The sequence below is a fragment of the Metabacillus endolithicus genome (assembly GCF_023078335.1).
GTDB classification, from domain to species: domain Bacteria; phylum Bacillota; class Bacilli; order Bacillales; family Bacillaceae; genus Metabacillus; species Metabacillus endolithicus.
In genome coordinates this window covers 1,390,279-1,410,845 of the sequence record NZ_CP095550.1, presented here as the reverse complement: position 1 = coordinate 1,410,845, position 20,567 = coordinate 1,390,279, and the positions used below count along the sequence as shown (strand labels likewise).

Annotated in this window: 17 protein-coding genes, 4 pseudogenes and 1 other annotated feature; of the genes and pseudogenes, 17 read left to right on the top strand and 4 right to left on the bottom strand. The window is 36.3% G+C overall.

The annotated features are described in order from the left end of the window. The first annotated feature begins 18 nt into the window (after positions 1-18). Positions 19-1,098 (top strand): tetraprenyl-beta-curcumene synthase family protein, encoded by a 1,080-nt coding sequence (locus MVE64_RS07585; RefSeq protein ID WP_247345221.1) that lies wholly within the window; start codon positions 19-21, stop codon positions 1,096-1,098. Positions 1,099-1,128: 30 nt separating this feature from the next. Here MVE64_RS07585 and mnmM read toward each other — a convergent pair whose 3' ends face one another. Both mnmM and mnmL read right to left on the bottom strand, forming a co-directional pair. Continuing rightward, on the bottom strand, positions 1,129-1,701 hold the full coding sequence (mnmM, locus tag MVE64_RS07580; RefSeq protein ID WP_098794931.1) for a tRNA 5-(aminomethyl)-2-thiouridylate-methyltransferase MnmM: 573 nt from the start codon (positions 1,699-1,701) through the stop codon (positions 1,129-1,131). Next, a pseudogene (gene mnmL, locus MVE64_RS07575) lies at positions 1,701-2,709 on the bottom strand (tRNA modification radical SAM protein MnmL/YtqA). Before mnmL ends, mnmM begins: the two are co-directional and overlap by 1 nt. A 135-nt stretch (positions 2,710-2,844) precedes the next feature. On the opposite strand from mnmL, the gene MVE64_RS07570 reads away from it, so the two are divergent. From MVE64_RS07570 to MVE64_RS07505, 14 genes and pseudogenes are all read left to right on the top strand, one after another. Beyond that, positions 2,845-3,117, top strand: a complete 273-nt coding sequence (locus MVE64_RS07570; RefSeq protein ID WP_098794933.1) for a YtzC family protein — start codon at positions 2,845-2,847, stop codon at positions 3,115-3,117. Beyond that, positions 3,114-3,281 (top strand): glycogen biosynthesis protein GlgD, encoded by a 168-nt coding sequence (locus MVE64_RS07565; RefSeq protein ID WP_098794934.1) that lies wholly within the window; start codon positions 3,114-3,116, stop codon positions 3,279-3,281. Before MVE64_RS07570 ends, MVE64_RS07565 begins: the two co-directional genes overlap by 4 nt. A gap of 150 nt (positions 3,282-3,431) precedes the next feature. Next, a pseudogene (locus MVE64_RS07560) lies at positions 3,432-3,806 on the top strand (GntR family transcriptional regulator); the annotation flags it as partial. Between the two features lie 6 nt (positions 3,807-3,812). Further along, positions 3,813-4,691, top strand: coding sequence for an ABC transporter ATP-binding protein (locus tag MVE64_RS07555; RefSeq protein ID WP_247346985.1), 879 nt, complete (start codon positions 3,813-3,815; stop codon positions 4,689-4,691). Next, a complete protein-coding gene (locus tag MVE64_RS07550) occupies positions 4,685-5,641 on the top strand; it encodes an ABC transporter permease (protein WP_247345218.1) in 957 nt (318 codons plus the stop codon). The genes MVE64_RS07555 and MVE64_RS07550 overlap by 7 nt, the downstream gene beginning before the upstream one ends. Positions 5,642-5,662: 21 nt before the next feature. Further along, positions 5,663-6,361 (top strand): ABC transporter ATP-binding protein, encoded by a 699-nt coding sequence (locus tag MVE64_RS07545; protein WP_098794938.1) that lies wholly within the window; start codon positions 5,663-5,665, stop codon positions 6,359-6,361. Beyond that, a complete protein-coding gene (locus tag MVE64_RS07540; protein ID WP_247345215.1) occupies positions 6,351-7,685 on the top strand; it encodes an ABC transporter permease in 1,335 nt (444 codons plus the stop codon). The genes MVE64_RS07545 and MVE64_RS07540 overlap by 11 nt, the downstream gene beginning before the upstream one ends. 151 nt (positions 7,686-7,836) lie before the next feature. Next, the gene (locus tag MVE64_RS07535) at positions 7,837-8,319 is read left to right on the top strand and encodes a GNAT family N-acetyltransferase (RefSeq protein WP_231308055.1); all 483 of its coding nucleotides are present in this window, start codon (positions 7,837-7,839) and stop codon (positions 8,317-8,319) included. 153 nt (positions 8,320-8,472) lie between these two features. Then, positions 8,473-9,678, top strand: coding sequence for an MDR family MFS transporter (locus MVE64_RS07530; RefSeq protein ID WP_247345213.1), 1,206 nt, complete (start codon positions 8,473-8,475; stop codon positions 9,676-9,678). A gap of 85 nt (positions 9,679-9,763) precedes the next feature. After that, positions 9,764-11,137: a sigma-54 interaction domain-containing protein gene (locus tag MVE64_RS07525; protein ID WP_247345210.1), complete on the top strand. Its 1,374-nt coding sequence runs from the start codon at positions 9,764-9,766 to the stop codon at positions 11,135-11,137. A 369-nt stretch (positions 11,138-11,506) separates the two neighbouring features. Next, positions 11,507-12,825 (top strand): annotated as a pseudogene (locus tag MVE64_RS07520) (GntP family permease). A gap of 18 nt (positions 12,826-12,843) precedes the next feature. Then, positions 12,844-13,620: a 3-hydroxybutyrate dehydrogenase gene (locus tag MVE64_RS07515; RefSeq protein WP_247345207.1), complete on the top strand. Its 777-nt coding sequence runs from the start codon at positions 12,844-12,846 to the stop codon at positions 13,618-13,620. Positions 13,621-13,740: 120 nt separating this feature from the next. Further along, positions 13,741-13,970, top strand: a binding site (T-box leader). Positions 13,971-14,070: 100 nt separating this feature from the next. Further along, entirely contained in the window at positions 14,071-16,485 is a 2,415-nt protein-coding gene (gene leuS / locus MVE64_RS07510; protein ID WP_247345205.1) for a leucine--tRNA ligase, read from the top strand. A 250-nt stretch (positions 16,486-16,735) separates the two neighbouring features. Beyond that, positions 16,736-17,059, top strand: a complete 324-nt coding sequence (locus MVE64_RS07505) for a rhodanese-like domain-containing protein (protein WP_247345202.1) — start codon at positions 16,736-16,738, stop codon at positions 17,057-17,059. A 46-nt stretch (positions 17,060-17,105) separates the two neighbouring features. Here MVE64_RS07505 and MVE64_RS07500 read toward each other — a convergent pair whose 3' ends face one another. Beyond that, positions 17,106-17,291, bottom strand: a complete 186-nt coding sequence (locus MVE64_RS07500; protein WP_098794947.1) for a sporulation protein Cse60 — start codon at positions 17,289-17,291, stop codon at positions 17,106-17,108. 79 nt (positions 17,292-17,370) lie between these two features. Then, complete coding sequence (locus tag MVE64_RS07495) at positions 17,371-18,636, bottom strand: BaiN/RdsA family NAD(P)/FAD-dependent oxidoreductase (RefSeq protein WP_247345199.1); 1,266 nt, start codon at positions 18,634-18,636, stop codon at positions 17,371-17,373. A 169-nt stretch (positions 18,637-18,805) separates the two neighbouring features. Between MVE64_RS07495 and MVE64_RS28105 the strand changes: the two are divergent. Both MVE64_RS28105 and MVE64_RS07480 read left to right on the top strand, forming a co-directional pair. After that, a pseudogene (locus tag MVE64_RS28105) lies at positions 18,806-19,797 on the top strand (oligosaccharide flippase family protein). Positions 19,798-19,825: 28 nt separating this feature from the next. Then, positions 19,826-20,440, top strand: a complete 615-nt coding sequence (locus tag MVE64_RS07480) for a lipid II flippase MurJ (protein ID WP_247345190.1) — start codon at positions 19,826-19,828, stop codon at positions 20,438-20,440. Positions 20,441-20,567 lie beyond the last annotated feature (127 nt).

Sequence of the window (20,567 nt, the reverse complement as noted above, 5' to 3'; positions counted from 1 at the left end):
CAAGAGGTGACAACCCCTTTGACAGTACCCCAGCATCCGATTAGGTTAATGACTAAGGTATATAAAGAAATATTTCCCATCACACATTTTTATATAAAGCATTGGAAAGAGAAAGCAGAAAGCATACCGAATAGGGAATTAAGGATACAAGCATTAAATAGTATACAGGAAAAAGAGTTTCACTGTGAAGGTGGAGCAATTTTATCAATGATTTCAGGTCAGCATAAACAGCAATGCATCGAATTTATTGTTGCTTATCAAACAATAAGTGATTATCTAGATAATCTTTGTGATCGAAGTACTTCTCTGGATCCTGTTGATTTTCGCATGCTTCACCAGTCTATGTTAGATGCTTTATCATGCGGTGCTTCCTGTAAAAATTATTACCAATTTAGGGAAGATCAAGATGATGGTGGCTATCTTCATGAGTTAGTTCAAACATGTCAAAATGTTTTATCGGACTTACAACACTATCCTTTGATATCAAAGTATTTACTAGAATTATCAAATTATTATTGCGATCTTCAGGTACATAAGCATGTTAAAAAGGATGAACGAGTGTCACGCCTTGAGGATTGGTTTGAACGACATAGAGGAAATGTACCCCAAATGGAATGGTATGAGTTTTCAGCTTGTACAGGATCAACTCTTGGTATTTTTTGTTTAGTAGCATATGCTTTTCAAGAAGGGTTTGAAGAGAAACAAGCTAAACAAATAATGGACAGCTATTTCCCTTATATCCAGGGTCTTCATATTCTGCTCGATTATTTAATTGACCAAGAAGAGGATCAACAGGGTGGAGACTTGAATTTTTGTAGCTATTATTCGTCAGAAGAAGTCATGATCAATAGATTGGAGTACTTCGTTGAGAAGGCTGATATTCACTTAAAAGGGATTCCACATGAGAATTTTCATCGCTTGATTAATCGGGGATTACTTGGAGTGTATTTATCAGATGATAAGGTTGCATCAAGGAAAGAGCTTAATAAATTAGCAAAAAGATTAATAAAGTTAGGTGGAATAACCTCTTTTTTCTTTTATTTTAATGGAAGAGCATATCGTACAATTCAAAAATTCCCTTGGAAAAAAAGTTCCTAATGAACTAAAAGGCGCCTAATGAGGGCGCCTCTAACATTTTTCAATCGCAACAATATATGGTGGATTATTTTGTTTGTTTATAAATTGATATTTTAAAACATGAGCTACACTTGAATCGATTCTTTCAACAAAGCTCATAAGCTCGTCTCGTTCTATCTTTCCTTCAGGATGACCGTGATAAACAACAATGACAATCATTCCTTCAGGTTTCATCACATGTAACAGCTGTTTAATAGCTGATATTGTTGTTTCAAAATTCGTAACAATAGAAGGATCTCCACCTGGTAAATAACCTAGATTAAACATAGCCCCACTTATAAGCCCATGCTTTTCTTCAGGTATAACTGATGAAATAAAATGGTGTCCTTGTTGAGAAAGTGTGACTCTTTCTTGAAGGTTATTTGTTTTCAGTCGTTCCACTGTATTGAGAAGAGCCTGTTCTTGAATATCAAATCCGTAAACATGACCTTGTTTTCCAACGAGTTGTGCTAGAAAAACAGTATCGTGACCATTACCAATTGTAGCATCAACAACAATATCTCCCTCATTAATTGCTTCTTCTAATAATTGTTTGGCAAAAGGCAATATACGTTTTAACTTCATTAAGAAAGTACCTCTGTTTTACGATAATATTTTCCTTGAAAGCTATTTCTTCGTTTTAATTCGGCATCAATCGAATTTAAAACATTCCACTTGTTTACACTCCACATAGGCCCAATCATAAGATCAATCGGACCATCACCTGTAATACGATGAACAATCATCTCGGGTGGAAGTATTTCCAATTGATCACAAACAAGATTCACATATTCTTCTAAACCTAAAAACTCAAGCTTTCCTTTTTCGTATTGTTTAACCATAGGTGTTCCTTTTAATAAGTGTAAAAGGTGGATTTTAATTCCTTGCACATCAAGGTTTGCAACTGCTTTTGCGGTTTCCATCATCATTTCATTATTTTCTAGTGGTAATCCGTTAATAATATGAGAACACACTCTAATTCCGTGTTTACGTAATTTTTTCACGCCATCAACATAGCATTGAAAATCATGGGCACGATTAATGAGAAGGGCTTGTTCGTTCGTGAACAGTTTGCAAACCAAGCTCAACCCAAAGGTACGTACGCTGATTTAATTCTGCCAAGTATTCAACCACATCATCAGGTAAACAATCTGGTCGTGTTGCAATAGAAAGACCTACAACATCTTCTTGAGCGAGAACAGATTCAAACTTTTCTCTTAACACTTCTACCGGAGCATGTGTATTTGTATAGGCTTGAAAATAAGCCATATACTTTCCGTTCTTCCATTTTGTATGCATTTTATCTTTGATTTCATGAAATTGCGTAATTAGTTGATCTGCACGATTACCTGCAAAATCACCAGACCCTGCAGCACTACAAAAGGTGCAACCACCATGTGCAACAGTACCATCTCGATTAGGACAATCAAAACCTCCATCTAAAGCAACCTTAAAAACCTTATGTCCAAAGTGCTGACGTAAATGATAATTCCATGTATGATAACGTTTATTATCCGTAGAATAGGCAAATGAAGAGGATTGCTTCAAAATAGAAACCTCCTTTAATAGTATGTCAAATTTCCATCTAATCATTTTACCATTTAAGCTTCAGGAAAGACAGATGACTTGATGGCTTTCCATATATTTGAACACAAGTTTTTTCATCCGTTGTAAACAATATAACTGATGAAGCTTCAATTGACTTCATATCGTTTGGAGGAGATGGACATGGCAACAAGACAATCTGTTAATGAATATTTACAACGCTGTACGGACGCAATTGAATATGCTCGTGAACAATATAAAACTGGAGCACAACAAGAGCATTATAATGAAACAGAATATACAAAAGCACTTCAGGGACTAGAGGATTCTGTTAATGAAATTAATCATCTTTCATTAAGTGCAAATGATCAGCAGCAAGATCAGCTTTATCGTATGAGATTACAACTTCAAGAACTTCAAAATAAGATGATTCTTAAAGGGGATGCTGAGCGATGAAAAAACGATCAAAGCAAAATAACCCGGAGCAGAAAACAAAAAACGGTGTTAACAGCAATGATCTAGAGCTTGGTCAGGATTATGATCCAATTAAAGAAACAAAAGCTAAAAATGCAAAAAAGGGTCAGCCAATTAAATCTAAGCAAAGAGTAGAAGACGAATGATAAAAGGGCCAACTGGTCCTTTTTTTTATTTTCGGAAAAAATATCTGTATTTTATTGACAATTTTATAGAGTTGGCGTAATGTACTAAGTGTACTACATGATGTAATACACATAGATCAATATAAAATGATAGGAAAGTAGGGAGAAACGATGATCCAAATAGATCCGAGAAGTTCAACTCCCATTTATGAGCAAATTATTCAGCAGATGAAGGAGCTATGTTTTAAAGGGGTATTAAAGTCTGGTGACAAGCTTCCATCTGTTCGAGAATTATCCACCATGATTGTTGCAAACCCAAACACTGTTAGTAAGGCTTATAAGGAGCTTGAAAGACAAGGGATAATTGAGACATTACGTGGGCGTGGAACCTTTGTGTCAGAAAATACGGGAGAGTCACTAGATGAAAGGAAGATGGAAATGATTAAGGACCAATTAAAGCCGCTAATTATTGATGCGTTTTATGCTGGTATTGACTTTAACTATATTCATGAGTGGATTGATGAAATCAGGAAGGAAGTAGGGGGGATTCCCATGCTACAAATAAAAAAACTGACAAAAACACTTGATGGAGTTGAGGTTCTTAAAGAGATTGACCTTACTCTTGAATCAGGCGAAATTTTTGGCTTATTAGGAAGAAATGGTTCTGGAAAAACAACCTTATTACGGTGCATACAACAAATTATTCAACCAGACAAGGGTGAAGTGCTGTTTGAGAATGTGTCCATTTTTGATCATCCTCTTGTAAAAAGAAAAGTGATATATATGCCAGTTCAAAATCCTGCCTATGATCGTTATAGCTATAAACAACTTGTTAGAACACTTCGTACACTCTATCCGGACTTTGATGTAACGTATGCAAATGAACTAATGAATCGCTACGGAGTACCAGAAACAAAAAAATATCGTGAACTTTCCACAGGGCTAAAAAAACAATTGGGTCTTATTCTTGCATTTGCGATCCGTCCTGCTGTTATTTTACTTGACGAACCAACAGATGGAATTGATGCCGTAACAAGGCACGATCTTTTGCAATTAATGATTGATGAAGTTGCTCATAGAAATACGACTATCTTAATAACATCACACAGACTCGAAGACATAGAACGAATTTGTAATCGCATTGCCTTTTTAGAAGATAATCAGCTCGCAGATGTACTGAATGTAGATGATTTAAAGGAGAATTATGTGAAATTACAATTGGCTTTCAATCAAGATTTAACGTTAGAGATGAGAAAGAAGGGCATTCCAATCTTAGAGTCCACCGGTGTTTTTTATACAGTTGTTATGAAACAGGAGGATCGGGAAAGTCATGAGTGGTTACGCTCACATGAACCTAAAATTTGGAATGAGCTTCCAGTAAGTTTGGAAGAAATCTTTATTGCAAAGTTTGGAGGGAAGCGAAGATGGTAGCTCCTGATTTATTAAAACATGAAATAAAGAAACATTGGGTTCAGTTATTAATCATGGTCCTCTTTATTTCGTTTCTTCTGCCAGCACAAATATGGCTGGAATATTTAAATTTAATAAATATAAAGAATCTTTCCGAAGATTTAAAAGAGATTGATCTACAACATTTTGGTTCAGCATTTTTATTATGTGTGTTTGTTATAACACTAGCCATTGTGCAAATTGGTGTGGAGAGAAGTAATGGAAATATGGAATTTACTCTGACGCTGCCTTTTTCAAGGGGAAGTATTTACCTAACGAAATGGAGTGTAGGTGCCGTAAGTATTATTCTAAGTTGGGTCATTTCATTTACAATAACGGCTATACTAATCCTGTTTATAGATATTCCAGTTCTTTATTTTACAGAGTTTTATTTGTATTTATTGGGTGCATTGTTGCTACTGTATAGTGTTACATTTTCTGCGGGAGCGTTTACCGGTAACCCATTGGCTCAAGGATTAGTAGCATTTACAGTGAGTGTATTTCCGATTCTTGTATTTGGATTAACACTTATTCAAATTGGAATATTATTTTACCCTGAAGTTAACATTGATCGCTCATTTGAATCTGCTGTTTACAATCTATCACCTATTTCTTATTTGTTTTTTACGTATGGTCATTTTCCTGTTAAAAGTTTACTTTTACCTTTTATTATTAGTTTACTATTTTTTAGTATTGGTTATTATGCTTTTCAAAAACATCCATTTGAACGAAACGGCTCATTCTTTGTGTGGAGATGGATGGAAAGACCTGCCCAAGTCATCGTTATCGTTCTAGGAATCTTAGGGTTCAGTACATTGGGGTATATGTCTTCATCCCAAGAAGATATGGTCGGTTACATTATTGGAGCTGCAATCGGTGCAGGTATTGGATTTATCATTAGTTATTTTGCTATCTATAAAAAACAAAAATAAACGTAATGGAGGAGAAGGTATATGATTGAGGTTAAGAACTTGAGTCATTCTTTTAGAGTGGGGAAAAAAGGAACAGAAAAAGAAATTCCCGTTTTAAAAAATGTAACATTTAACATAAAGCAAGGTGAGATCGCGACAATTGTTGGTCGAAGTGGTTCTGGAAAATCCACTTTGCTGAATTTAATCTCAGGTTATATATCGCCTACTGAGGGCGAATTGATCATCCATGAAAACAATGTAACAAACTTTAATGAAAAAGAATGGGCAAAGTTTCGATTGAGTCACTTTGGTTTTATTTTTCAAAGCTTTCAGCTCATTCCAAGTTTAACGACATTTGAGAATGTGGAGCTTCCTCTTACCTTAAAAGGGGTACCTTCCCCTGAGCGAAAAAAACAAGTCATGGATTTATTACAAAATGTAGGTTTACATGAACACGCGAGTCACTATCCAAATGAATTATCGGGGGGACAACAACAACGCGTAAGTATTGCACGAGCATTAATTACAAAGCCAAGTATTATTCTTGCTGATGAACCAACTGGAAGTCTCGATACAGAAACTGAATTAGAAATATTAGATTTAATAAGAAGCTTAAACTTAGAAAAAGGAATTACATTTTGTATTATTACACACGATGATGAAGTAGCGAAAATAAGCAATCATCAATTTCATTTACAAGATGGAGTGCTGTCAAAAGGTGGTGCTTTCGTTGAAGTTTAATGATCAATTAAAACTTATGTTGAAAAATATGAAGAAAAATCGGCTTAGGGTTTTTATGACCATTTTAGCAACCACAATGGCATGTGCCTTTTTAATTGTTTTGGCTTCAATTGGGTTCGGTGTTCAAAAGAGCATGACGGAAGAAATACAATCGCAGCAGATTATTACAGAAGTTTCTGTTTCAGGAAAACAAACGGAGAAGGAAGGATATCAACAAATTAATAAGGAGCATCTAAAAGAACTTAGTGAAACAGAAAATGTAACAGCGGTTGTCCGCCGTAACTCGATTGACCTTCCGGTGGAGGTTTCACTCGAGGACAGAAAAGGAGAAGTTTGGCCAACAATAACAAATATGCAAGAAGAGTTAAAGGCTAATTTGTCATTGGAAAAAGGAAAAGTACCACAAGCGGATAATGAAATCATTGTTGGATATCATTTTGCTAAAGCTCTATTAACAGAAAATGAAAAAATTGAATATCAGAAGAAGATGGAATCTTCACCAAATGAGACTGTTAAAGAGCCAACAGGATACCAAGGAAATCTTGTAGGTAAAGAAATTACGATGACTATTACGAAAGAAACAGAAGAAGGAAAAGAAGAGAAAAAGTCATTTACTTTTAAAATTGCAGGAGTGGGAGAAGCACCTGCTCGGGACTGGATGCAGGATCAAAGCATCTATATAAATGATGTACTTCGAGAGGAGATTCTTTCCTTTGCAAGGCCTTTAGAAGAAGGAAGTCAGGTGAGTGAAATTCCCTATAGTGAGGTTTTTGTCTATGCATCTAACTTGGAGGCAGTAGAACAGGTGACCACTGACCTTAAAGATAAAGATTATATGGTTTATTCAATAACCGAAGAATTAGATAGTATAAACTTATTTTTTACCTTTTTTAAGGCTGGATTAATATTTGTTGGAACAATCGCAGTTATTATAGCATCAATTGGGATCTTTAATACGATGACAATGGCTGTAACGGAAAGAACTCAAGAAATAGGAATTATGAAAGCGTTAGGTGCACAACCAGGAATTATTAGAAGATTGTTTTTAATGGAAAGTGCGTATATAGGAATTATCGGGGCAACCATTGGTGTACTCATTTCCTACGGTATTAGCTTTGCTGCTAACAAGATTTTACCAATTATTTTACAATCTGCTACAGGTGGAGGTACTAGTGAAATAGACTTTACATTTTCATATATTCCGATAAGTCTAGTTGTGATATCAGTAGCCATTAGTATTGGAGTAGCTATGATTTCCGGGCTGCGACCAGCTGTTAAAGCAACAAATATCAATGTGCTAGCCGCTTTAAGAAGGGAACTATAAGCTCGTTCGAACTGCTGGCTTTATGCTGGCAGTTTTTTCGTATGCTCTGCACAGTGAATCGGAATATAAATGGAGAATTTTTCAAAAACTATTTCTCTTACCTTAAATAGTTGATATTCTAAGGTAAACATTACAACTATGGGGGAAAAGTATGGAGATCACCATTCGTTTTTCAGAAGAACAAGATTTTGAAAAGTTAATAGAGTTAGATCATCGTGTATGGGATGCTGCAACAACACCTGCTGATATTGTATGGAACTCTGTTAACGAATTTAGAGAAAGAAATCCTGAAGGCAGTCAAATTGTTGCAATTGTAAATGGAGACGTTGCAGGGTATTTAGGGTATCACGCTTCTACTCCTTTAAAAACCAATCAACACGTTATGGAAATTGATATAGCTGTAGACAAAATGTACCAAGGAATGGGAATTGGCAGGAAGCTGTTGGACAAAGCAATAGAGCTTGCGAAAGAAAGAGGAAACACGAAACTGTCACTACGTGTTTTGTCTACTAATAAAGGGGCGTTAATCTTTTATAAAAAATGCGGCTTTATTGAGCAAGGCAAATTAATAAAAGAGTTTTACATAGACGGGAATTATGTGGACGATGTTTTAATGTATAGACTAATAGAGTAAGAGTAAAAGTCTATATTTTCTCATTATTACAACATTATAAGATAGGTGATTTCTTCATTGCAAATCATAAGAAAAGGGGCTAAAATTCTCTGAGGAACGTTACATAGTTGAGGGGAAATTCACTATGATCATGCACGTGAAGGAGGTTGAGGTATGCCACGTTCTTTATGGTTACTTGTAATTGGTATGATGATTAATGTTACCGGAGCGTCATTTTTATGGCCGTTAAACACTATCTATATCCATGAACATCTAGGCAAGTCTTTAACTTTAGCTGGGATTGTCCTGATGCTTAATGCTGCTGCAGGTGTAATAGGAAATCTTGTTGGTGGTGTTTTATTTGACAAGATTGGGGGATATAAATCTATTTTAATAGGTATCGTCATCACTTTGGTTTCAATTGTGATTTTGATGTTTAATCATAGCTGGCCTGTTTATATGTACTTGCTAATCTTTATTGGATTTGGTTCAGGTATTGTTTTTCCTGCTACATATGCTCTAGCCGGAACTGTTTGGCCAGAAGGTGGTAGAAAAGCCTTTAACTCTATTTATGTAGCACAAAATGTTGGTGTTGCAGCAGGAGCTTCGTTAGGAGGAATTGTTGCTAGCATCTCATTTAATTATATATTTGTAGCAAATGCAGCTTTGTATGCTTTTTTTTTCTTTGTCGCATTCTTCGGGTATCGAAATATTGATGGAGCAAACGCGAAGCAAACTTCGATTTTAAATGAAAAAACAGCTATAAAAAGTCGTCATAAGTTTACGGCTTTGATTATTTTGTGTACGGGTTATTTACTATGCTGGGTTGGTTATGTTCAATGGCCTTCAACAATCTCTTCTTACACACAAACACTAAATATTCCTATAAGCCAATACAGTCTTTTATGGACAATTAACGGTGCGATGATTGTGTTAGGTCAGCCACTTATTTCCATGTTTGTGAAACGCTTTGCTAAAACATTAAAAAGACAAATGATCATTGGATTTGTTGTGTTTATGTTTTCTTTTGTGATTGCTTCGTTTGCAGAGCAATTTACTGGATTTCTTGTTGCTATGGTTATTTTAACAATAGGAGAAATGCTTGTTTGGCCAGCAGTTCCTACAATTGCAAATGATTTAGCTCCTGAAGGTAGACAAGGCTTTTATCAAGGATTTGTTAATAGTACAGCAACAGGTGGTAGAATGATTGGCCCTATACTTGGAGGTGTAATTGCAGACTATTACAATATGAACCTCTTATTTATAATTATAATTACTTTATTAGCAGTTGGTATCTTCACTACTTTCATTTATGATAAAAAGCTTAATGCTGTTATTGAAAAGAAAAGGTCTCAGGAACCCGATGTTTACGGGGTCTAAGACCTTTTCTTTTTTTCTGAAACTTACACAGCTAACTTGTGATACGATAAGAGAAAAAATGATTAACAGGGGAAGGTAATATGTCATGATCAATCAACGTTTTCCTTACGCAAAGGAAATAATTGAAACTGTTATAGAAAACGCTTACGTTTGGATTGTTATAGTCGATGCTGATGGCAATATTATCTATATGAATGACAATTATTGTCGTTTTTGTGAAGTAACAAAGGAAGAGGTTATTGGGAAGCATGTTACAGAAGTAATAGAAAATACAAGAATGCATATTGTTGTCAAAAACGGTGAAGAGGAAATTGCTGATCTTCAATATATTCGTGGGAATTATATGATTGCAAACCGCATTCCGATTATTGCTGACGGTAAGGTTGTTGGAGCGTTTGGTACCGTTATGTTTAGAGATACGAAGGAATGGAGTGAAATGAACTCACATGTTCGTCACCATTTGTCATCTATTCAATCGTTTATCGAGCAGCAAGATGATACAGGAGCAAAATACACATTAAACGACATTCATTCAAAATCAGCCATTATGGCCGGGTTAAAGGAAAAGGTCAAATCAATTGCAGCAACTGATAGCTCAGTTCTCATTAGGGGAGAAAGTGGGACGGGAAAAGAATTATTTGCTCATAGCATCCATCTTTTAAGTCATAGAAGTGATAAGCCGTTTGTAAAGGTTAACTGTGGTGCGATCCCGGAGCATCTTCTTGAATCGGAATTATTCGGGTATGAAGATGGTGCTTTTACTGGAGCTAAAAAGGGTGGAAAAAAGGGGAAATTTCAACAAGCTAATGGTGGAACCATTTTTTTAGATGAAATCGGTGATATGAGCTTACAAATGCAGGTAAAGCTGCTTCGTGTTCTTCAGGAAAAAGAAGTCGAACCTGTAGGATCCACCAAAACAATACCTTTGGATGTTCGAGTTATTACTGCAACAAATAGACCGTTGGAAGAATTGATGAAAGCAAATGATTTTCGAAGTGATCTTTATTACAGAATAAGTGTGATTCCTTTGTTTATTCCTTCCCTAAGAGAACGTAAGGAAGATTTAGAGGTTTTAGTTCGCCAATTTATCAAAAAGGTTTCAATTCGAACAGGAAAGAGAATTTCAATGATTCATGAAGATGTGATGGATACGTTCTACCACTATCATTGGCAAGGAAATATTCGTGAGCTAGAAAATGTTATTGAAGCTGCTATTCACTTAGCCAAATCAGATCTAATTACATTAGACTCTATTCCTGATTATATAAAACAATCAACAATTTATCATTCGAAATCAGAATCAGCATTAACATTAAAAGAAATGCTAAATGATGCAGAAAAAGAAATTTTACTGAAAATGATTCAGAAATACAAAGGAGATAAAAAGGGCGCTGCTAAAGCGTTAGGAATCAGTAAGTCTAGTATGTATGAAAAAATTCAAAAATATGGTCTTGAATAAGTCCGAATATCCGGAATGCAGTCCAAGATTTTGGACTGCTCTTTTAATGCTTGAAAATAACCTTTAGGATGATGTGGACTAGCTATTATTTTTCAAAGTATTCCAGAAATCCGGAATAAGTATAGTAGAAAAAGAGTTATAACATAGCGGGTATTCATTGATATGTAATTATTTACTCAGTTTATGCTTGTTGGCATACTTCTTGCTTTTATAATTGTGAAGTTGAAAGGAGGTATAAAATGCAGAATGTATATTGGTTGTTTAAAGAAAAGGTGCCTGGTGAATAAGGGAGTGTTCTAAAAAGGATTACCTAGAAATGAAAGCGGTTACCGTTCTTAAGACTTATAGTTAAGCAAAGGGGGAAGACAGATGTTAAGTATGATTGGATTAATTGGTGGTTTAGCACTTTTAATTTTTTTAACAATGAGGGGTATGAACTTATTAGTAGCAGGTCCATTATGTGCTTTATTTGTTGCTGTATTTAGTGGTTTACCACTTTTTCCACAATTAGTGGGAGAAGGTGAGGCAAATTTAGTAGGAAATTATATGACTGGTTTTTCTGGATTTATTGCTTCTTGGTATCTCATGTTTTTACTAGGGGCCATTTTTGGAAAAGTAATGGAAGATAGTGGGGCAGCAGATAGTGTCTCAAAATGGATTGTAAGTAAAATTGGGATGAAAAGAGCTGTACTTGCCATTGTTATTGCATGTGCGGTGTTAACATACGGTGGTGTTAGTTTATTCGTTGTCGCATTTTCTGTTTATCCAATGGCGGTTAGTTTATTTAGAGAAGCAGATCTGCCACGCCGCTTTATTCCAGCGGCACTCGCTTTTGGATCTGTTACCTTTACAATGACATCAGCAGGTTCACCGGAAATTCAAAACTGGATTCCCATTGAATATTTAGGTACTTCTCCGTATGCCGGGTGGGAAGTTAGTTTAATTGTTGCTGTGTTTATGATGGTATTTGGTTATTGGTGGCTAAGAAGAATGATTTCAAAAGCAGTAGCACGTGGTGAGAAATTTATTGCAAGAGACAATGATCCTGTAAATGAAAACAAAGCTTTACCAAATCCGTTATTTGGAGTAATTCCGTTATTTGTTGTGTTAGTTATTTCGTTTATTTTCCACGATTCCTTGCAGCAATCAGCATTAATTATTGCCTTGCTAGGTGGAGTTATTGCTACTTATCTATTAAACCGTAAGTATTTTAAATCGTTTTGGAATGCTGTATCAGAAGGAACACTTGGAGCATTATTAGCCCTTGGGAACACAGCAGCTGTAGTAGGGTTTGGTGGTGTTGCAAAGGCGGTACCAGCATTTGAAGTAGCTGTAAATGCCATGACTAGTATTCCAGGAAGCCGTTAATTGGTGGAGCTATTGCGGTCAGTGTGATTGCTGGGATGACAGGCTCAGCCTCTGGAGGTCAGGCCATTGCCTTACCATTACTAGCACCACACTATATGGATATGGGCGTGAATCCGGAGGCTTTACACCGGGTTGTGTCGATATCATCAGGTGCATTAGATTCTCTCCCACATAACGGATATGTTGTGACAACTGTTCGTGCAATTTGTGGAGAATCTCATCAGGATGCATACAATCCTGTAGGTGCACTCACTGTCATTGTTCCGCTACTAGGCGTTGTTTTAGCAATTATATTATTTTCACTTGGATTAGGTATCTAGAAATGGAGGTTGGTTATTTTGGTTCAGGCTCAAGTAGTACTACTAACAGGAGCAGCACAAGGCATAGGCTTTGAACTGGCTAGAGCTTTTGCGTTAGAAGGAGCAAAGGTTGTATTAACAGACTTGAATGAAGAGCAGGTTTTAATGAGTACAAAAGAATTGCAAAATCAAGGCTATGATGTGATTGGACTTGAATGTGATGTAACAAAAGAACAAGACATTATTGATGTTGTGAAAAAAACGAAGGAGCATTATGGAAGAGTTGATACGCTAATAAATAATGCAGGTCTACAGTATGTTGCTCATATCGAGGATTTTCCGACTGAAAAATTCGAGTTGCTAACAAAAGTTATGCTCGTAGCTCCTTTTGTCGCTACAAAACATGTTTTTCCGATTATGAAAGAACAAAAGTTTGGAAGAATTATAAATATGTCATCTATTAACGGATTAATAGGGTTTGCTGGTAAGGCTGCCTATAATAGTGCAAAGCATGGAGTTATTGGGTTAACAAAAGTGACTGCTTTGGAAGGAGCACCACATGGAATCACCGTTAATGCAATCTGCCCTGGATACGTAGATACTCCGCTTGTGCGAAATCAACTTCAAGATCTTGCTGATACAAGAAATGTACCTTTAGAAAATGTATTAGAAGAGGTTTTGTATCCGCTTATTCCGCAAAAAAGGCTGCTCTCTGTAAAAGAAGTTGCAGACTATACGATTTTCTTAGCTAGTGAAAAGGCTGGTGGAGTAACAGGTCAGGCGGTCGTAATAGATGGTGGATATACAGTTCAATAGTAGAAATGGGGCTTGCGTGAATGTTCGCAAGTCTCTTTATGTTGAAAGAAAAATCGTAAATGATGCCTATACTTGCATATCACGACAAATTTATATAAAATAATCTTAAATCTATATACGAAATGAACGGAGAAAAGGAATAGTAATTAGTAAAAATGTGCTCAGAGAGTTGACGGATGGTGAGAGTCAACCAGTTTTTGCTAATGAACTCGCCTTTGAGTTACAAATGTGAAAGAGAAATATATCAAGTAATATTTGTCGTCTATCCACGTTACGGATGTCAAAGTGGGCATAATCACACTATGCCAAAGTTGGGTGGTACCACGGGAATTAAGCCTCTCGTCCCTGTTTGGGATGCGGGGTTTTTTCGTTTTTATGGACTTTAGAAAGCTTTGACCCGTTCAACAGGTTATAAAATAAATTAAGAGCAAGCTTTAAGGAGGAAAACAGATGAGCTTCAATCATCAAGAGATTGAAAAGAAATGGCAAGATTATTGGTTACATAATAAAACATTTAAAACAACAGAAGATACAGAAAAACCGAAGTTCTATGCATTGGACATGTTCCCATATCCATCAGGAGCGGGCCTCCATGTAGGACATCCTGAAGGATATACAGCAACAGACATTTTATCTCGTATGAAACGTATGCAAGGGTATAATGTTCTTCATCCAATGGGGTGGGATGCATTTGGTTTACCTGCTGAACAGTACGCGCTTGATACAGGAAATGACCCTGCTGAATTTACAAAGCAAAACATTGATAATTTCAGAAGACAAATTCAAGCACTAGGGTTTTCCTATGATTGGGATCGCGAAGTAAATACAACAGATCCTGAATATTACAAATGGACTCAATGGATCTTTTTGCAGCTTTATAAAAAAGGTTTGGCTTATGTAGATGAAGTACCTGTAAACTGGTGCCCTGCGTTAGGTACCGTTTTAGCAAATGAAGAAGTGATTGATGGGAAAAGTGAGCGTGGAGGTCATCCAGTTGAGCGACGTCCAATGAAGCAATGGATGCTGAAAATTACAGCATATGCTGACCGTCTTCTTGAAGACTTAGAAGACGTTGACTGGCCAGAAAGCATTAAAGATATGCAGCGTAACTGGATCGGCCGTTCTGAAGGTGCTCATGTAACATTTGATATTGAGGGACATGATGAAACATTTACTGTTTTCACTACTCGCCCTGATACATTATTTGGTGCAACATACGCTGTTTTAGCTCCAGAGCATTCTTTTATTGAAAAAATTACAACTGAGGATCAAAAACAAGCAGTTGAGGCCTATATTGACGAAGTAAAACATAAGAGTGATTTAGAACGTACAGAGCTTTCAAAAGATAAAACAGGCGTATTTACAGGTGCTTATGCTATTAACCCTGTAAACGGTGAAAAAATGCCAATATGGATTGCAGATTATGTACTTGTAACTTACGGTACTGGTGCGATTATGGCAGTTCCTGCACATGATGAGCGCGACTATGAATTTGCTGTAAAGTTTGATCTTCCGATTAAAGAAGTTGTGAGTGGTGGAGACGTGACGAAGGAAGCATACACTGGTGACGGTGAACACGTTAACTCTGATTTCTTAAACGGACTTGGCAAACAAGAAGCAATTGAAAAAGCGATCGCATGGCTTGAAGAAAACAAAAAAGGTGAAAAGAAAGTAACTTACCGTCTTCGTGACTGGTTATTCAGCCGTCAACGTTATTGGGGTGAGCCAATTCCAATTATTCATTGGGAAGATGGTACAATGTCTGCTGTTCCAGAAGAAGAACTTCCACTTGTATTACCAAAAACAACAGAAATTAGACCATCTGGAACAGGGGAATCACCACTTGCAATTATTGATGATTTTGTAAATGTTGTTGATCCTGTAACAGGTAAAAAAGGTCGTCGTGAAACAAATACAATGCCGCAATGGGCTGGAAGCTGCTGGTATTACCTACGTTACATCGATCCAAAAAACAGCGAAGCTCTTGCAGATGATGCAAAGTTAAAGCAATGGTTACCTGTTGATATTTATATCGGTGGAGCAGAGCACGCAGTTCTTCACTTATTGTACGCTCGCTTTTGGCATAAGTTTTTATATGATATCGGTGTTGTTCCAACGAAAGAGCCATTCCAAAAGCTATTTAACCAAGGAATGATTCTTGGTGAAAACAATGAAAAAATGAGTAAATCTAAAGGAAATGTTGTGAATCCGGATGAGATTGTTTCATCACATGGTGCGGACACACTTCGTCTTTATGAAATGTTTATGGGACCATTAGAAGCATCAATTGCCTGGTCGACAACAGGTCTTGATGGAGCAAGACGTTTCTTAGATCGCGTATGGCGTTTATTCATTGAAGATAATGGTGAGTTAAGTCCAAAGGTTGTTGATGAAACAAGCGATGCACTTGAACGCGTTTATCATCAAACGGTGAAAAAAGTATCAGAAGATTTGGAAGGACTACGCTTTAATACAGCTATTTCACAGCTTATGGTCTTCATAAATGAAGCATACAAACAAACAGTGCTTCCAAAAGAGTATGTGGAAGGTGTTGTGAAACTTCTATCGCCAATCGCACCTCATTTAGCTGAAGAGCTATGGAGCAAATTAGGCCACAGCAGCACGATTTCTTATGAAGCATGGCCATCATTTGATGAAGCGAAACTTGTTGAAAATGAAGTGGAGATCGTTGTTCAGGTAAACGGAAAAGTCCGTGCAAAACTTTTAGTAGCAAAAGATGTTACAAAAGATCAGTTAGAACAAATTGCGCTGGACGATGACCGTGTGAAAGAACATGTAGAAGGAAAAACAATACGTAAAGTCATTGCCGTACCTGGTAAGCTTGTGAATATTGTGGCGAACTAGTACGTGATTTGGAATTGGCAAGCCCGGCTCAGTGTGAGTCGGGCTTGTTTGTGCTTGTTTGTGTATGTCGTGGATTGTCGAAAAACTAATATTTGGTCAAAATCAGCAAATAAATCATATATATTGACTAATAAATAAAGCAAAATATCAGATATATCTCTAAAAGCATCAAATAAAGAAATTCAGCAAACTAGCACCTCACAAACTACTTTGATATAATGCAACTATTAAAACTGAAAGGGTGTACATAATGTCTGAATTTAAAGAAATTTCTCCTGAAGAGGTACAAAAAAGAGTAGAAAATGGGGAAAAGCTTGAGCTAATAGATGTTCGTGAAGACGAAGAAGTAGAAGCAGGCATGATTCCACAAGCTAAGCATATTCGTATGAATGATATTCCGGAGCATTTAGATGCACTTGATAAAGAGAAAGAAACGATTTACATTTGTCGCTCAGGTGGAAGAAGTGGAAATGTTTGTGCTTATTTACAAGACAAAGGCTACAATGTTGTTAACATGACTGGTGGAATGCTTGATTATAAAGGTGAAACAAAGCCGAAGAGTCAACTAGCTTAAAATAAAAAACTGCTTGTCTTATATAAATGACGAGCAGTTTTTTATTTTACTTTTCCCGGTAAATAACAAGAGCTGAGTAACAATAGATTTGTTCTCCATCCTCGTCTATGGATACCGATACGCTGAATTTTATATCTCTAACCTGATTTTCTCCAAGGTTTGCTAGAAATCCATTGATTTCTTCTTCTAAATCTTTTTCGTGTTCTTCATCAAAAAGCGCCACTTTTAACATCATGATCACTTCCTAATTTCCATTTTAATAATTTGTATGACAACTTGTCTAAATTTATTACTAGAATGGAGAAGTGATTTTATTCTTTAGAGTAAATAGCAGCATTTGTTCCAGCAAGTCGGCCGGTTACTAAAGCTGATGTAATATTATAGCCACCTGTATAACCGTGTATATCTAGTATCTCACCACAGAAATATAACCCTGCTTTTAGTTTGGATGACATTTCCTTCGGGTGAATTTCTTTTACTGATACACCACCTCCGGTTACAAAGGCTTTCTCAATTGATAGTGTACCATGGACCTGAAATTGAAATTGCTTGCAATCTTGTACAAAAGAGCGCAATTTTTCATTTGATAGATTATCATACGTAACTAACGAATCAATTTGATTTTTTTCCAACAAAAAGAGTAAATACCGTTCAGGTAGCAATCCTTTTAACACGTTTTTTATCGCTTTTTTTGAATCTTGTTTTAAATCTTTAACTATTGATTGAAAAAGCTGTTCCTCATTTTGATCAGGCAGGGCATCAATACTAACAGTAATCGAATTTGTTTTGAACTTTTTCATAGCCTTGACTACATATTGACTACATCTTAAAACAGCGGGGCCTGATATTCCGAAGTGAGTGAATATCATATCCATTTTATGGGTAATAATGGTTTTCCCTTTCGGATTAAGAACACTTAGTGCCACATCACGTAAAGAGAGTCCTTGTAGAGCTTTTTCCTGAATAAATGGTTCATTTGATGTAATGGGTACTTCAGTTGGAAACAATTCCGTAATCGTATGTCCGGCATTTTCAGCCCAGGCATATCCATCACCTGTACTCCCGGTATGTGGCACGCTTTTTCCGCCAACAGCTAGTACAACTGCCTTTGTTAAAATTGTTTCACCGTTAACTAGTTCAATGCTTGTTACCTTTTCCTCATCATATATCACATCTTTTACAGGTTCATTTGTACGTATTTCCACGTTTAAACGCTTTAATTCACTAATTAGTGCATCAACGACAGATTGCGCTTTGTCCGTAATGGGAAACATTCGACCATGATCTTCTTCTTTTAATTGAATACCTAGATTTTCAAAAAAACGGATAATATCTTCATTGCTGAATTCTGAGAAAGCACTATATAAAAAACGGCCATTTCCAGGTATATGTTTAATGATCTCATCGATTGGTAATCTATTTGTTACATTACAACGACCACCACCTGATATGGCAAGCTTTCTTCCTAGTTTATTTCCTTTATCTAAAAGAAGCACACGAGCTCCCTTTTCTCCTGCAGCAATGGAAGCCATTAATCCTGATGGACCCCCACCAATCACAACTACATCATATTTCATCTAATCCACACCTTTTTCACATGTCTGCTATCATATTATATCTGAAAGACCTAAAAAGTAAAAAAGTGATGAAAAATAATGATGAATCACAATGCTTATGGTATATATGCGGGTTTATGGTAAAATAGAAAAGTTGAATCTTCATAGAGAAGAATGGTGAGTAAGAAAAATGTCTAATAATTTGCTACGAGGAACGTTCGTATTAACATTAGGTACATACATATCAAGAATTTTAGGAATGATTTATTTAATTCCTTTTGCTGCGATGGTGGGAACAACTGGTGGAGGATTGTTTCATGCAGGTTATGCACAATATACAATTTTCTTAAGTGTTGCAACAGCAGGGTTTCCAGCAGCAGTATCTAAATTTGTTTCAAAATATAATGCTTTAGGGGATTATCAAACGAGCCGAAGGATGTTTAAGGCAGGCATACTTGTTATGCTCATAACTGGCTTACTTGCTTTTGCTATCTTATATATGCTGGCACCATGGTTTGCAATTGCTGCACTTGCTGAAAGAGAGCTGAATGGAGTAACCGTTGAAGATGCAACTCTCGTCATCAGAATGGTGAGCATTGCGCTTATTATTGTTCCACTAATGAGCTTAATAAGGGCTTCTTTCAGGGGCACCAATCTATGGGACCTACAGCAGTTTCGCAGGTTGTTGAACAGCTTGTCAGAATTGTCTTTTTGTTAGTTTCCACTTACATCGTGATGAATGTATTAAATGGTGGACTTGTTTTGGCAGTTGGCTATGCTACATTTGCTGCGTTTGTTGGAGCAGTAGGCGGGTTAGTTGTTTTGTTTATCTATTGGGTGAAACGAAAGGGTACACTCTTAGCTATGCAGGACAATCCAATTGAAGCTGAACCAATGCCACTCGGCAGAATGTTTAAGGAAGTATTTCGTTATGCTGGTCCATTTGTTTTTGTTGGATTGGCAATTCCTATTTATAATTACATCGATACGTTGACTTTTAACCGTGCGATGTTAAGTACTGGAACGGAACAGTCATATACAATGGATATGTTTTCTGTGTTACTTCTTTATGTGCCGAAGTTAGTGATGATTCCGGTATCATTAGCTACAGCATTTGGGTTAACACTGATTCCAACTATTACAGAATCTTTCTCAAATAATAATCGGGGGCTTACTACATAAACAGATTGATCAAACTTTACAGGTGATTATGTTGCTTGTTTTACCTGCTGTGATTGGTCTTTCTGTTTTAGCCGGACCAGCCTATAATGTGTTCTACGCGGGAACATCAGAAGAAATTGGGAAGCATATTTTAATGTGGTATGCCCCTGTAGCATTGCTTTTCTCTCTTTTTACAGTGAATGCAGCAATCTTACAAGGTATTAATAAACAAAAGCTAGCGGTGATTAGCTTAGTCATAGGTTTAATTGTGAAGCTTTCTCTAAACGTTACGTTAATTGAGCTATATGAAGGAGTAGGCTCAATTATCGCAACGGCAGCAGGCTACATTATATCGTTAATCTATGGATTTGCAATGATTAAACGTCATGCAGGTTATTCCTTTAGGCTATTAATAAAGAGGTCGGTATTAATTACAATACTATGTATCTTTATGGGACTTGTTGTTTCCGTGGTATTTTCTTTACTAAGTATTTTTATTAATTACACAGATAGTCGTTTGAATGCTGTTATTGTTGTTGGAATTGCCGTCGCAATTGGCGGAGCAACATATGCCTACTTAACATATCGATCTCATTTGTTAGAAAAATTATTAGGAAACCGCCTAAACCGCTTTTTGCCAAATAAAAAAAGATCAGTCGAATAGGTTGAATTAAATGAGATTAGTTAAAGATAACTGTAAAAAACTCGGATCCTCCGAGTTTTTTTGATAAAGGTTGTTTCCGTCAAGTTTTATGCTTTAAAATATAATCTTAAACCTATAGTGGAATGAA

Bases quoted from the DNA above. Each gene is read 5' to 3' on its own strand.
- mnmM (WP_098794931.1), bottom strand. From the start codon at position 1,701: ATGAAGTTAAAACGTATATTGCCTTTTGCCAAACAATTATTAGAAGAA.
- MVE64_RS07570 (WP_098794933.1), top strand. From the start codon at position 2,845: ATGGCAACAAGACAATCTGTTAATGAATATTTACAACGCTGTACGGAC.
- MVE64_RS07565 (WP_098794934.1), top strand. From the start codon at position 3,114: ATGAAAAAACGATCAAAGCAAAATAACCCGGAGCAGAAAACAAAAAAC.
- MVE64_RS07555 (WP_247346985.1), top strand. From the start codon at position 3,813: ATGCTACAAATAAAAAAACTGACAAAAACACTTGATGGAGTTGAGGTT.
- MVE64_RS07550 (WP_247345218.1), top strand. From the start codon at position 4,685: ATGGTAGCTCCTGATTTATTAAAACATGAAATAAAGAAACATTGGGTT.
- MVE64_RS07545 (WP_098794938.1), top strand. From the start codon at position 5,663: ATGATTGAGGTTAAGAACTTGAGTCATTCTTTTAGAGTGGGGAAAAAA.
- MVE64_RS07535 (WP_231308055.1), top strand. From the start codon at position 7,837: ATGGAGATCACCATTCGTTTTTCAGAAGAACAAGATTTTGAAAAGTTA.
- MVE64_RS07530 (WP_247345213.1), top strand. From the start codon at position 8,473: ATGCCACGTTCTTTATGGTTACTTGTAATTGGTATGATGATTAATGTT.
- MVE64_RS07525 (WP_247345210.1), top strand. From the start codon at position 9,764: ATGATCAATCAACGTTTTCCTTACGCAAAGGAAATAATTGAAACTGTT.
- leuS (WP_247345205.1), top strand. From the start codon at position 14,071: ATGAGCTTCAATCATCAAGAGATTGAAAAGAAATGGCAAGATTATTGG.
- MVE64_RS07505 (WP_247345202.1), top strand. From the start codon at position 16,736: ATGTCTGAATTTAAAGAAATTTCTCCTGAAGAGGTACAAAAAAGAGTA.
- MVE64_RS07500 (WP_098794947.1), bottom strand. From the start codon at position 17,291: ATGTTAAAAGTGGCGCTTTTTGATGAAGAACACGAAAAAGATTTAGAA.
- MVE64_RS07495 (WP_247345199.1), bottom strand. From the start codon at position 18,636: ATGAAATATGATGTAGTTGTGATTGGTGGGGGTCCATCAGGATTAATG.
- MVE64_RS07480 (WP_247345190.1), top strand. From the start codon at position 19,826: ATGTTGCTTGTTTTACCTGCTGTGATTGGTCTTTCTGTTTTAGCCGGA.